The organism is Micromonospora sp. NBC_01638 (genome assembly GCF_045209745.1).
Lineage (GTDB): Bacteria > Actinomycetota > Actinomycetes > Mycobacteriales > Micromonosporaceae > Micromonospora.
In genome coordinates this window covers 4,586,976-4,599,613 of record NZ_CP109273.1, presented here as the reverse complement: position 1 = coordinate 4,599,613, position 12,638 = coordinate 4,586,976, and the positions used below count along the sequence as shown (strand labels likewise).

The following is a 12,638-nucleotide window of genomic DNA, read 5'->3' as shown; positions in this document are numbered from 1 at the left end:
TAACGGGCGGGCCGAGCGAGTTCGCCGCGTCTGTCCCTCGCACCCCGTGGGGCACAGTGACAACGCCCGATAAGCGCTGCTCGGGATGGGGTGGACCTCGTACACCACATTCCCAGTCGCTAGCCGTACACTCTGGCGGGCGTGTGGCGCGGCACACGTGACGCCCGGACGGGCCGGGACGCCCGGCCGCCGGCGACGACCAGGCAGAGGAAAGGGGAGCACGGGTGGCTTCCAGCAGGGACCGGCAGCGCAAACTGGCGCGTGCCAAGCTCGACCGGCAGTTGGCTCGCCGGGCCGCCGCCACACGGCGCCGTCGGCAGATCCAGGCCGGTGTTGGCGCCGCCCTGATCCTCGTGTTGGTCGTGGCCGGCTCGGCCTGGGCGCTCGGGGCGTTCGACTCCGACCCGAAGCAGAACACGGCCACGGAGGACACCTGCCTCTGGACGCCGCAGGACGCGACGGCCAACACCAACCTCAAGGATGTCGGCACGCCGGAGACCAAGGGTCTGCCCACCGACGGCACCCGGGCGATGACCGTGACCACCAACCAGGGCGCGCCGATCACCGCGGAGCTGAGCCTGGCCAACTCCCCGTGCGCGGCGGCGAGCATCGCCCACCTGGCGAGCCGGTCGTTCTACGACAACACCACGTGCCACGAGATCATCGCCGACGGCGCGCTGCGCTGCGGCGACCCCAGCGGCACCGGCCTCGGTGGGCCGACCTACTCGTTCTACGACGAGGAACTGCCGACCGTGCCGTCGGCGTCACCGTCGGCCAGCCCGGCCCCCGGCCAACCGCCGACCTACCCGAAGGGCACCGTGGCGATGATCGCCAACCCGCCGGGCAACAACGGCAGCCAGTTCCTGATCTTCTTCAAGGACTTCACCACCACCGACCCGAAGTACCCGGTGATCGGCCGGGTGACCGGCGGGCTGGACGTCGTGGAAAAGATCGGCGCCCTCCCGACCGTGGACAATGGGACCGGGGCAAAGGTCAAGCCCAGCGCCGACGTGACGATCCAGAGCCTCACCGTCGGTGAACCGGTCACCGGTGCGGCACCGGCGCCGTCGGCCTCCGGCGCCCCGGCGAGCAGCCCGAGCGCCGGCTGACCGGTCGCCCCCACCCACTCAAGCGGCACTCAGCAGCAGACAGCCAGGAGGATCCAGGCGTGACGTCCACCAGAGAGCGCCAGCGCGCGGCGGCACGCGCCCGGCTCGAGAAGGATATGGCCGAGCGCTCGGCCAAGGCCCGCAAGCGCCGGCAGACGCAGGCGATCGTCAGCGCGGGTGCCGCGCTGGTGCTCGTGGTCGCCGGCACCGTCTGGCTGGCGATGACCCTCGGCGGCGACGACGACAAGCCCGACACCGCCGCTCAGGCGCCCGGCGCGTCCGAGTGCGCGTTCAACGCACTGCCCACGGAGCAGCGGCCCGCGCAGATCAAGGACGTGGGGCTGCCGAGCAACGAGCAGTCCGCCACCGGCGTGCAGACCATGACGATCGACACCAACCTGGGCCCGATCACCGCCAAGGTCGACCGGTCGCTGGTGCCGTGCACGGCGGGCAGCTTCAGCTACCTCGCGGAGAAGAACTTCTTCGACAACACCAAGTGCCACCGGCTTGTGACCGAGGGCATCAAGGTGTTGCAGTGCGGTGATCCCAGCGCCACCGGCAACGGCTGGCGGGAGACCGACGGCACCGGAGGCCCGAGCTACCGTCTGCCCGAGGAGAACCTGCCGACCGACAAGCGCCCGCCGTACCCGGAGGGTGTCATCGCGATGGCCAACTCCGGCCAGCCGGGCAGCACCGGCAGCCAGTTCTTCATCGTCTACGGCGACTCGCCGCTGGACCCGGCGTACACGGTGCTGGGCACCATCACCGGTGGCCTGGACATCGTCAAGGACGTGGCCAAGGCCGGCGACGACGGGGCGTTCGCCCAGCAGGCCGGCGGTGGCCACCCGAAGAAGGAGGTCGTCATCAAGGACCTCGTGATGAGCCCGCCGCAGGGCTGACACCCCGCAGACACGACGAAGCGCCCGCCGGCTGAGCCGGCGGGCGCTTCCGGGTCCGAGGTACGCGGTGTGCGGCGGGTCAGGCGCCGGAGGTGACCCGGTACGCGTCGAAGACGCCGTCCACCTTGCGAACCGTGGCCAGCAGGTGGCCCAGGTGCTTCGGGTCGGCCATCTCGAAGCTGAACCGGCTCACCGCCACCCGGTCGCGGGTGGTGGTGACGGTGGCGGAGAGGATGTTGACCCGTTCGTCGGAGAGCACCCGGGTGACGTCGGCCAGCAGCTTGTGCCGGTCCAGTGCCTCGACCTGGATGGCGACCAGGAACGTCGAGGCTGAGGTGAGCTTCCAACTGACCTCGACCACCCGCTCGCTCTGCGCCCGCAGGTCTTCGGCGTTGGCGCAGTCGTCGCGGTGCACGCTCACTCCGCCGGAGCGGGTGACGAACCCGAACACCGAGTCCGGTGGGACCGGGGTGCAGCACCGGGCCAGCTTGATCCAGACGTCGCTGACGCCTCGGACCACGACACCGGGGTCGCTGCTGCTCTGGCGGCTGCGCGGCGGCCGGGTGGCGACGGCGGTCTCGGCGATGTCCTCCGCCGCGCCCTCCTCGCCCCCATACGCGGCCATCAGCTTCTGCACCACCGACTGCGCGGAGACCTGGCTGTCGCCGACCGCCGCGTAGAGCGAGGCCACGTCGGCCAGGTGCAGGTCGCGCGCGATCGACATCAGCGCGTCGGAGGTGAGCATCCGCTGCAACGGCATGCCCTGCTTGCGCATCGCCTTGACGATCGCGTCCTTGCCGGCCTCGATCGCCTCCTCGCGCCGCTCCTTGTTGAAGTACTGCCGGATCTTCGTCCGCGCGCGGGGGCTCTTGACGAAGCCCAGCCAGTCCTGTGTCGGGCCGGCGGTCTCGGACTTCGAGGTGAAGATTTCGATCACGTCGCCGTTGGACAGCGTCGACTCCAACGGCACCAACTTCCCGTTGACCCGCGCCCCGATGCACTTGTGCCCCACCTCGGTGTGCACCGCGTACGCGAAGTCCACCGGCGTCGACCCGGTCGGCAGCGGGATGACGTCACCCTTCGGGGTGAAGACGTACACCTCCTGGCTGGACAGGTCAAAGCGCAGCGCGTCCAGGAACTCGCTCGGGTCGGCCGCCTCCCGCTGCCAGTCCAGCAGCTGCCGCAGCCAGGTCATCTCGTCGATGTGCGCGGGCGGGCCGACGATCTGGGTGCCCTTGTGCTCCTTGTACTTCCAGTGCGCGGCGATGCCGAACTCCGCGGTGCGGTGCATCGCGTACGTGCGGATCTGCATCTCCACCGGCTTGCCGGTGGGCCCGATGACCGTCGTGTGCAACGACTGGTACATGTTGAACTTGGGCATCGCGATGTAGTCCTTGAAGCGGCCCGGCACCGGCTGCCAGTTGGCGTGGATCACACCCAGCGCCGCGTAGCAGTCCCGGACCGTGTCGACCAGGATCCGCACCCCGACCAGGTCGTAGATGTCGTTGAAGTCACGACCCCGCACGATCATCTTCTGGTAGATCGAGTAGAGGTGCTTCGGCCGCCCGGTGGTCTCCGCCTTGATCTTGGCAGCCTTCAGGTCGACCTGCACCTTCTGTGTCACCTGCCGCAGCAGCGCCTCGCGCTGCGGCTGGTGCTCCCCGATCAGCCGGTTGATCTCCTCGTAGCGCTTCGGGAACAACGTGCCGAAGGAGAGATCCTCCAACTCCCACTTGATCGTGTTCATACCGAGCCGGTGCGCGAGGGGCGCCAGGATCTCCAGCGTCTCCTTGGCCTTCTGCTCCTGCTTGGGCCGGGGCAGGAACGTCAGGGTGCGCATGTTGTGCAGCCGGTCAGCCAGCTTGATCACCAGCACCCGCGGGTCCTTGGCCATCGCCACGACCATCTTGCGGATCGTCTCGGCCTTGGCCGCGTCGCCCAGCTTGACCTTGTCGAGCTTCGTGACACCGTCGACCAGCAGGGCGACCTCGCCACCGAAGTCGGCGCGCATCTGGTCGAGGCTGTATTCGGTGTCCTCGATGGTGTCGTGCAGCAGCGCGGCCACCAACGTGGTGGTGTCCATCCCCAGGTTGCCGAGGATGGTCGCCACCGCGAGCGGGTGGGTGATGTAGGGGTCACCGGACTTGCGGTACTGCCCCGAGTGCCACCGCGCGGCCGTGTCGAAGGCACGCTGAAGCAGGCGGGCGTCGGCCTTGGGGTGGTTGTCCCGGTGGCTCGCGATGAGCGGCTCGAGCACCTCGCTGACCTGCGAGGTCTGCCAGGGCGCGTTGAACCGGGCCAGCCGGGCCCGGACCCGCCGGCCGGTGGGCGCGTTGGACAGCCCGAAGCCACCGCTCGGCGACGGGTCGACACCGGCGTCACTCGGGAACGGCACCACCACCCCATCGGCGCCGGGGGACGCCTCGGCGCTGGGCGGGCCGCTGGTCGGACGCACCGCGCTCTCGCCCGGAGCCCTGCCGGAGGAGCCGTTGCCGGTGCCCGTCACCCGGGCTGGCGCGTCGCCTGTCCGGTCAGTCACCGAGCCGTCAGCGTCGCCTGTCGGGTGCACCGTGCCCTCCGCCGGAGGGACGACATCGTGGGACACCGGCCTCCTCACCGCTCGCCGGAAACACACCGGCCGAACATCGGCCGGCCTGGTCTCGCGCCGCCGGACGGCGTACCGCCGGCGTCAGCAAAGGGCAATGCTACCCGCACGGACGGCCCCCTGCCGCTCCGCCGGATGGTCGGCGCCGCCTCCGCCCGATGGGTCTGGGATCAACCGGTCGGCAGGGCGTCGGCCGGCTCAAACGGTCAGCAGGGCATGAACGGTACGGGGTGCCAGCCGCTCCCGCCCGCCCAGGAAACCGAGCTCCAGCAGCACGGTGAAGCCGGTGACGGTCCCACCGGCCCGCTCGACCAGGTCCAGCGTCGCCTCGGCGGTGCCGCCCGTGGCCAGCACGTCGTCGACCACCAGCACCCGGCGCCCCGTGGTGAAGGCGTCCTCGTGCACCTCAAGGGTGGCCTCGCCGTACTCCAGGGCGTAGGAGACCGAGTGCGCCGGACGGGGCAGCTTGCCGGCCTTGCGCACTGGCACCACGCCCACCCCGGTCGCGTACGCGATGGCCGCCGCGACGACGAACCCGCGCGCCTCGATGCCGACCACCACGTCGAAGGCGTCCCGTCCGTGGTGGGCGACGATCCCATCGATCACCTCGCGGAAAACCTTCCCGTCGGCGAACAGCGGCATGAGGTCCTTGAACATGACGCCGGGCTTGGGGAAGTCGGGCACGTCCAGCACCCGGCCGGCGACTAGTCGGGCGGCCTCCGGGCCGCTGTCTCCGCGCGCCTCGGTGCTGTGGGTCTCCGTCACGGCTGTTCCGCTTCCCTTCAACGACAACGGCGTCCGGCTAGGGGCTGTGTCAAAGCCCCTCGCTGCTCGCACAGCATGCCGGACGCCGTTCGGGTGTTTCCTGCCGGGTCAGCGCCGCTTGGCGCCACCCGGCCGGTTGCCGCCGCCACCCGGGCGACCGCCCCGGGCACCGGTGGTGGGCCGCTTGCCCGCCGGCCGAGCGCCCACCTTGGGGGCGGCACCAGCCAGCGCGGCAGCGTCCGCGTCGAGCGGCTCTTCGGTCGCATCGGCCTGGTCCGGGCTCACGACACCCTTACCGGTGACCTCGCCGCGGGCGAGGCCGCCCCGGCGGGTCAGGATGCGCTTGTTGTGCGCCTGGATCCGCGGGTCGTAGTTCTTCAGCAGCGCCAGCAGCGGGGTGGCCACCAGGATGGAGGTCAGGAACGCCACCGCCATACCGACGAACAACACCAGGCCGAGGTCCTTCAACGTGCCGGCGCCGAGCAGGCCGGCACCGATGAAGAGCAGACCGCCGACCGGCAGCAGGGCGACCACCGAGGTGTTCAGCGACCGCATCAGGCTCTGGTTGACGGCGAGGTTGGAGGCCTCGCTGTACGTCTGGTTGTTGTTGGCGGTGATGCCCCGGGTGTTCTCCTGGACCTTGTCGAAGACCACCACCACGTCGTAGAGCGCGAAGCCCAGGATCGTGAGGAAGCCGATGATCGTTGACGGGGTGACCTCGAAGCCGACCAGCGAGTAGATGCCGGCGGTGAGGATCAGGTTCGTGATCAGCGAGGCGACCGCGGCGACGGCCATCCGCCACTCGAAGCGCAGGATCAGGTAGACCATCACCAGCGCGAGGAAGATGACCAGGCCGAGGATGGCCCGCTCGGTGACCTGGCTGCCCCACGCCTCGCTGACCTGGTTGCCGCTGATCTGCCCCTCGTCGATGCCGAGATCCTGGGCAATCTTGGCCTTGACCGCGACGGTCTGCTCGGCGCTGAGCTGCCCGGTGCGCAGCTCGTAGGAGTCGCCACCGGGACCGCCCACCTTCTGCGCGGTGGCGACCTCGATGCCGGTGTTCTCGGCGGCGAGGGCCGAGTTGACCTCCCGCTCGGCGTCGTCCAGGGTGCCGACGCTGGCCGGCACCTGGAACGAGTTACCGCCGGCGAACTCGATGCCGAGGCTGAAGCCGCGCAACCCGAAGCTGAGGAACGCGATCAGGATCAGGGCCCCGGCGACGCCGAACCAGAGCTTGCGCCGGCCGACGATGTTGAGACCGGCCTCGCCGTTGTAGAGGCGGCTCGCCAGACCGTTTCCAGCCATCTCAGGCCTCCTTGGCGCGCGGGTTGCGGGGCTGAGTCTGCTGGGTGCGGGCCGGAAGCGCCCGGCCCAGACCGCTGACCCGCGGGGACAGGAACGCCCGGGTCCGGGCGAACATCGTCATGATCGGGTGCCGGAAGAGGAAGACCACGACCAGGTCCAGCACGGTGGCCAGGCCGAGGGCGAACGCGAAGCCCTTGACCGTGCCAACCGAGACCACGTAGAGCACCACCGCCGAGAGCAGGGTGATCGCGTTGGCCGAGATGATCGTCCGGCGGGCCCGGATCCAGGCGCGGGGCACCGCGCTACGCGGGCTGCGACCCTCCCGGATCTCGTCCTTCAACCGTTCGAAGTAGATGACGAACGAGTCCGCCGCCACACCGAGCGAGACGATCATGCCGGCGATGCCGGCGAGGGTGAGCGTGAAACCGATCTGCCGGCCGAGCACCACCAGCGCGCCGAAGACCAGCAACGCGGAGAGGATCAGGCTCAGGAAGATCACCGAGCCGAGCAGCCGGTAGTAGAAGAAGGCGTAGATGATGACCAGCAGCATGCCGATGCCGGCCGCGAGCAGACCGGCGCGCAGGTGGCTGGCACCCAGCGTGGCGGTGACGTTCTGCGCCTCCTGCTGCTCGAAGGTCACCGGCAGCGCGCCGTAGCGGAGCTGGCCGGCGAGAGTGCTGGCGTCCTTCTGGTTGAAGTTACCGGTGATCTGGGAGTTACCGGTCAGCACGCCCTGGATCTCCGGGGAGGAGACGATCTCGTTGTCCAGCACGACGGCCACCCGGCACTTGCCGTCCTGACCCAGCGCGATCGCGTCGCAGGCCTGGCCCGTGTTCTGGAACGACTCACGGGTCAGATCGGTCCACTTCCCCTGGCCTTTGCTGGTGAAGTCGAGGCTGACCACCCAGGCGTTGGTCTGGTCGAGCACCGCGTCGGCGTCGTTCACGTCGGTGCCCAGCACCTTGGCCTGGTCGAGCAGGTACTTCGAAACGCCGTCCTCGCAGGCGACGACCTGCTGCTTCGGGTCCGAGATCGACGCCGGCGGACGCTTGTCGAGCTGCGCGCAGCCGATCGTCGGCACGTTGAACTGCATCTGCGCCGGCAGCACGGCCACCTCTTGCGGCGACAGCGTGCCGAACGGCGTGAGCTTGTCGGCCAACGACGGGTCGGTGGCCAGGTCGGCCGGGGCCTGCAACGCGCTGGCGGCCTGCCAGGCGGGAGCGCCGACCTTCTGCTCGACGGCCTTGCGCTGCTCCTCGACGCTGGCCGGCACCGGCTCCGCGCTGGCGCTCGGCGTCGGCGCGGCGGCACTCGGCGAGGCGGACGCGGACGCCGAGGGGGTCGGCGTGGGCGAGGCCGGAGCCATTCCGCCCTGGCCACCGCTGGGCGACGAGCTCACCTTCGGCGCGCCACTGCCCGACGGGGTCACCTTCGGCGACGCGCTGCCGGACGGAGTCGGCAACGCACTGTCGGACGGGATGGGCGTGGCGGCCGGCGGGGGCACCGCGGCCGTTCCGCTGCCGTCGGCGGCCTTGAGCACCTTGCGGAAGCGCAGCTCGGCGGCGCTGCCCACGTCGGTGAGGTCCCGGTTTTCACCGGGCAGGGAGATGACGATGTTCCGGTTGCCCTCGGTGACCACCTCGGCCTCGGCCACGCCGAACGCGTTGACCCGGCTCTCGATGATCTGCCGGGCCTCCTCGAGGTTCTCCGCGGTCGGAGGCTTGCCGTCGACGCTGTTGGTCGCCTCCAGCGTCACCCGGGTGCCGCCGATGAGGTCCAGGCCGAGCCGAGGCTCGAGCCGGTCCTTCAAGCTGCCGCTGGCGCCGCCCGAGAAGAACACCAAAAGATAGAGGACCACGAAGATGAACCCGAGCACGGCGAGCTGCCGCCCGGGGCGCATCTGTCCCTGAGGTGGTGCCACGGCTGTCCTGTCTCCCTGTACGGTCGCGCCGCTGCGCGCAGCGGCGGCGGTGTCCGGCCGGGGGTCCCGGCCGACGGGTCTCACCTGAGCCGACGAGGTGCCGACACGAGGGCCGGACACACCGGCGTGGGACGCCGACGGTCACGGGAACGTGCCGACGCCCGGCGTCGACCCAACTATCCAGTTTTCACGTCTCGTCCGCTGCCCCGGCGGGGCTCGGCGGCCCGGAAGCCGGTCGACCGGCCGTACGCCGGGCTCACCACCCCCGGAGGGAAGGCGTCAGTCCTTGACGGCGTCCGCGTCCTCGGTGACCGGCTCGCTCGGCAGCTCCGCACGGGTGACCACCCGAGCGATGGCCGGGCGGGCGTAGCGGGTCTGGACACCCGGAGCGACCTCGATCAGGACGGTGTCGTCCTCGATGCCGGTGACCGTGCCGTAGAGCCCGCCGATGGTCACGACCTCGTCGCCGGGGCCGAGGTTGGACTGCATCGACTCCGCCTCGCGGCGGCGCTTCTGCTGGGGCCGGATCATCATGAAATACATGACACCGAAGAGCAGGGCGATCATCAGGATCGGCGTGAAACTGCCGGCCCCGCCACCCGCTGCTGCGTAATGCACGGTTACTGAACCTTCCCATTGGCCACCTGCCCGGCACCTGGGGTGCCGGAGCGGAGGCGGATTCTCACGTCCTGTACAGACCGCGGCGAAGTCTAAACCCTGCACCTGAGAACACCGAATGCGGCACAGATCACGTTCACATCACGGCTGATCGGTCTCCAACGAGAACAGATCGGGCACCGCCGGACCATCCATGCCAAATGTACCATTTGGCGGGGTGCGTCCCAGATGCCGCCAGGCACCCTCGGTGGCCACCCGCCCGCGGGGCGTACGGGCCAACAGACCAGCGCGGACCAGGAACGGCTCGCAGACCTCCTCCACCGTGTCCGGCTGCTCCCCCACCGCCACGGCAAGGGTGGACAGGCCCACCGGGCCACCCCGGAACGAGTCGACCAGCGCGGTCAGCACCGCCCGGTCCAGCCGGTCCAGGCCGAGCGCGTCCACGTCGTACACGATCAACGCGGCACGGGCGGTGGCGAGATCGACCACGCCGTCGGCCCGCACCTCCGCATAATCGCGGACCCGGCGCAACAGCCGGTTGGCGATCCGCGGGGTGCCCCGGGACCGGCTGGCGATCTCGGTCGCTCCTTCGGGTGTGATCGGCACACCGAGAATCCGCGCCGAGCGGTGCAGCAGCGTCTCCAGATCCGCCGGAGCGTAGAAGTCGAGGTGCGCGACGAAGCCGAACCGGTCCCGCATCGGCCCGGTCAACAGGCCCGAGCGGGTCGTCGCGCCGACCAGGGTGAACGGCTCGACGTCCAGCGGGATCGCGGTCGCCCCCGGCCCCTTGCCGACCACCACGTCGACCCGGAAGTCCTCCATGGCGCTGTAGAGCAGTTCCTCGGCCGGCCGCGCGATGCGGTGGATCTCGTCGATGAAAAACACGTCGCCCTCGGCGAGGCTGGTCAGGATCGCCGCCAGGTCACCGGAACGCTCGATCGCCGGGCCGCTGGTCACGCGGATGCCCGCGCCCAGCTCGGCGGCGACGATGTTGGCCAGGCTCGTCTTGCCCAGCCCGGGCGGGCCGGAGAGCAGGATGTGATCCGGTGGCGACCCCCGCCGCATCGCGCCCTGCAATAACAGGTCGAGCTGGTCGCGCACCCGGTCCTGGGCGATGAACTCGGCCAGCCGCCTCGGCCGTACCGTGGCCTCCGCGTCCCGCTCGGCATCACTGACGTACGCCGAGGCAAGCCCGTCGGTCTCGCTCACCGCGCCGCCTCCCGTCGCGGCCGGGCACTCATCGGGTACGACCGAGCAGGCGGATGGCCTGCTTGAGCAGGACCGGCACCGGCGGCGTCTCGCCCACGATCGTCTCCGCGACAGCGGCCACGGCCTGGTCGGCCTGACCGGCCGTCCAGCCCAGCCCGACCAGCGCCTGCCGGACCTGGTCGGGCCAGCTGCCGCCAGTCACCCCGGCCACGCCGTCGACGCCGATCGGCACCGGGCCGATCCGGTCGCGCAGCTCCAGCACCAGGCGTTCGGCGCCCTTCTTGCCGATCCCGGGCACCCGGGTCAGCGCCGCGGTGTCGGCGTTGGCGATCGCCTTGCGCACCGCGTCCGGAGTGTGCACGGCCAGCACCGCCTGGGCCAGTCGCGGGCCGACCCCGCTGGCGGTCTGGAGCAGCTCGAACAGCGACTTGGCGTCGTCGTCGGCGAAGCCGTAGAGAGTCAGCGAATCTTCCCGCACGATCAGGCTGGTGGCGAGCCGGGCGACCTGGCCGACCCGCAGCTCCGCGAGGGTCCCGGGGGCGCAGTGCACGGCGAGGCCGACACCGCCAACCTCGATCACGGCCTGATCCGGGCCCGTCGCGGTCACCGTGCCGCGCACGCTGGCGATCATCGTGCTCCTCCTCGTCGTGCCCGGTCGGCGGCCGCGGCCAGCTTGGAGCGGGTCCCGCCGCGCCACACGTGGCAGATGGCCAGGGCGAGCGCATCGGCGGCGTCGGCCGGCTTCGGCGGCTCGGCCAGCCGCAATAGGCGGGTCACCATGGCGGTCATCTGCGCCTTGTCGGCCTGACCGGACCCGGTCACGGCCGCCTTCACCTCGCTCGGGGTGTACGTCTGCACCGGCAGCCCGGCCCGCGCACCGGCCAGCACGGCGATGCCGCTGGCCTGCGCGGTGCCCATCACCGTACGCACGTTGTGCTGGCTGAACACCCGCTCGACGGCAACGCTCTCGGGCTGGTGTTTGGCGACCAGCTCGGTCAGTGACCGGTCCAGGTGCAGCAGGCGCAGCGCCAGGTCGTCGGCCGGGTCGGTGTAGACCACGTAGTAGGCGATGAGAGTGCAGGGTCGGCCGGGCACACCCTCGACCACGCCCACCCCACACCGGGTCAACCCCGGGTCAACGCCCAGCACCCGCACGCCGCCCCCTCCCCAGCCGTCAGCAGTACGTGTGTTCGACACCCTAACCGTCGGCCTTCCCACGGGCCCCACGGGACACGCCCTCGCATTCGTTGCGGCGTCTGAGCGCGTACGCAGTGCTTGCGCCGCCCGGCCATCCCAGGCCCAAACATCAGGGCCCGCGCCGGCTCGCCTGCTGCCGGGGGTGCCACACAGCTTTGCCCCGGAGTATGTGTCGCTGGCCCATGTGCCGGAGGCCACACAGCTCGTAACTTCTTGCGCCATGACGGCAGAACCCGTGGCGGTCCCCCACGTCGTACAGGTCGACCTCGCCGGTCGGACCGCCCTGGTCACCGGGGGCGGAAGCGGCATCGGGCGGGCGTGCGCCCTGCGGCTGGGCGCGGCCGGCGCCAAGGTGCTCGTGGTGGACCGCAACCTGGAGGCGGCCAAGGCGGTGGCCGCCGAGACCGGCGGCCGGGCCGAGGGCGTCGACCTGTCCGACGCCACGGCGGTGGACCGCCTCGACGTGGACGTGGACATCGTGGTGAACAACGCCGGGCTCCAGCACGTGGCGCCGCTGCAGGACTTCCCCGTCGAGCGCTTCGAGTACATCCAACGGGTGATGGTCGAGGCGCCGTTCCTGATCATCCGCCGCGCGCTCCCGCACATGTATGCCCGGGGCTGGGGCCGGATCGTCAACATCTCCTCGGTGCACGGGCTGCGGGCCTCGCCGTACAAGGCGGCCTACGTCTCGGCCAAGCACGCCCTCGAAGGGTTGTCGAAGGTGGTCGCCCTGGAGGGCGCCGCGCACGGGGTCACCGCCAACTGCATCAACCCGGCGTACGTGCGCACCGCCCTGGTGGAGAGCCAGATCGCCAACCAGGCGGCCAGCCACGACATCCCGGAGGCCGAGGTGATCGAGAAGATCATGCTGGCCCGGGCCGCGATCAAGCGACTGATCGAACCGGAGGAGGTCGCCGAACTGCTGGCGTACCTCTGCTCGTCGCCGGCGGCGTTCATCACCGGCGCGTCGATCGCCCTCGACGGGGGCTGGACGGCGAACTAGTGGGCCC

Annotated in this window: 11 protein-coding genes; 3 read left to right on the top strand and 8 right to left on the bottom strand. The window is 70.6% G+C overall.

Annotated features, from left to right (window positions below):
• The first annotated feature begins 224 nt into the window (after positions 1–224).
• Both OG811_RS21720 and OG811_RS21715 read left to right on the top strand, forming a co-directional pair.
• Positions 225–1,109 (top strand): peptidylprolyl isomerase, encoded by an 885-nt coding sequence (locus OG811_RS21720; RefSeq protein WP_406068279.1) that lies wholly within the window; start codon positions 225–227, stop codon positions 1,107–1,109.
• Positions 1,110–1,168: 59 nt separating this feature from the next.
• Positions 1,169–2,008, top strand: a complete 840-nt coding sequence (locus tag OG811_RS21715) for a peptidylprolyl isomerase (RefSeq protein ID WP_406068278.1) — start codon at positions 1,169–1,171, stop codon at positions 2,006–2,008.
• 79 nt (positions 2,009–2,087) lie between these two features.
• Here the strand turns inward: OG811_RS21715 and OG811_RS21710 are convergent, their stop codons facing one another.
• The 8 genes from OG811_RS21710 to ruvC all read right to left on the bottom strand — a co-directional run bounded on the left by OG811_RS21710 (position 2,088) and on the right by ruvC (position 11,586).
• Positions 2,088–4,613, bottom strand: a complete 2,526-nt coding sequence (locus OG811_RS21710; RefSeq protein ID WP_406068277.1) for a RelA/SpoT family protein — start codon at positions 4,611–4,613, stop codon at positions 2,088–2,090.
• Between the two features lie 198 nt (positions 4,614–4,811).
• Positions 4,812–5,378 (bottom strand): adenine phosphoribosyltransferase, encoded by a 567-nt coding sequence (locus tag OG811_RS21705; RefSeq protein ID WP_406068276.1) that lies wholly within the window; start codon positions 5,376–5,378, stop codon positions 4,812–4,814.
• A 108-nt stretch (positions 5,379–5,486) separates the two neighbouring features.
• Positions 5,487–6,683, bottom strand: coding sequence for a protein translocase subunit SecF (secF, locus tag OG811_RS21700; RefSeq protein ID WP_406068275.1), 1,197 nt, complete (start codon positions 6,681–6,683; stop codon positions 5,487–5,489).
• Between the two features lies 1 nt (position 6,684).
• Entirely contained in the window at positions 6,685–8,604 is a 1,920-nt protein-coding gene (gene secD / locus OG811_RS21695; RefSeq protein WP_406068273.1) for a protein translocase subunit SecD, read from the bottom strand.
• A 279-nt stretch (positions 8,605–8,883) separates the two neighbouring features.
• Positions 8,884–9,222: a preprotein translocase subunit YajC gene (gene yajC / locus OG811_RS21690; protein ID WP_406068271.1), complete on the bottom strand. Its 339-nt coding sequence runs from the start codon at positions 9,220–9,222 to the stop codon at positions 8,884–8,886.
• A gap of 141 nt (positions 9,223–9,363) precedes the next feature.
• Positions 9,364–10,431 carry a Holliday junction branch migration DNA helicase RuvB gene (ruvB, locus tag OG811_RS21685; protein ID WP_406068269.1) on the bottom strand — a complete coding sequence of 356 codons (1,068 nt, stop codon included), beginning with the start codon at positions 10,429–10,431 and terminating at the stop codon, positions 9,364–9,366.
• A gap of 28 nt (positions 10,432–10,459) precedes the next feature.
• Positions 10,460–11,062, bottom strand: coding sequence for a Holliday junction branch migration protein RuvA (ruvA, locus tag OG811_RS21680; RefSeq protein ID WP_406068267.1), 603 nt, complete (start codon positions 11,060–11,062; stop codon positions 10,460–10,462).
• Complete coding sequence (gene ruvC / locus OG811_RS21675; RefSeq protein ID WP_406068265.1) at positions 11,059–11,586, bottom strand: crossover junction endodeoxyribonuclease RuvC; 528 nt, start codon at positions 11,584–11,586, stop codon at positions 11,059–11,061. Before ruvC ends, ruvA begins: the two co-directional genes overlap by 4 nt.
• Positions 11,587–11,848: 262 nt before the next feature.
• Here ruvC and OG811_RS21670 point away from each other — a divergent pair, with 262 nt between their 5' ends.
• On the top strand, positions 11,849–12,631 hold the full coding sequence (locus OG811_RS21670) for a 3-hydroxybutyrate dehydrogenase (protein ID WP_406068263.1): 783 nt from the start codon (positions 11,849–11,851) through the stop codon (positions 12,629–12,631).
• The last annotated feature ends 7 nt before the right edge of the window (positions 12,632–12,638 follow it).

Excerpts from the sequence above, each read along its gene's own strand:
- secF (WP_406068275.1), bottom strand. The coding sequence starts at position 6,683 with ATGGCTGGAAACGGTCTGGCGAGCCGCCTCTACAACGGCGAGGCCGGT.
- ruvA (WP_406068267.1), bottom strand. The coding sequence starts at position 11,062 with ATGATCGCCAGCGTGCGCGGCACGGTGACCGCGACGGGCCCGGATCAG.
- OG811_RS21670 (WP_406068263.1), top strand. The coding sequence starts at position 11,849 with ATGACGGCAGAACCCGTGGCGGTCCCCCACGTCGTACAGGTCGACCTC.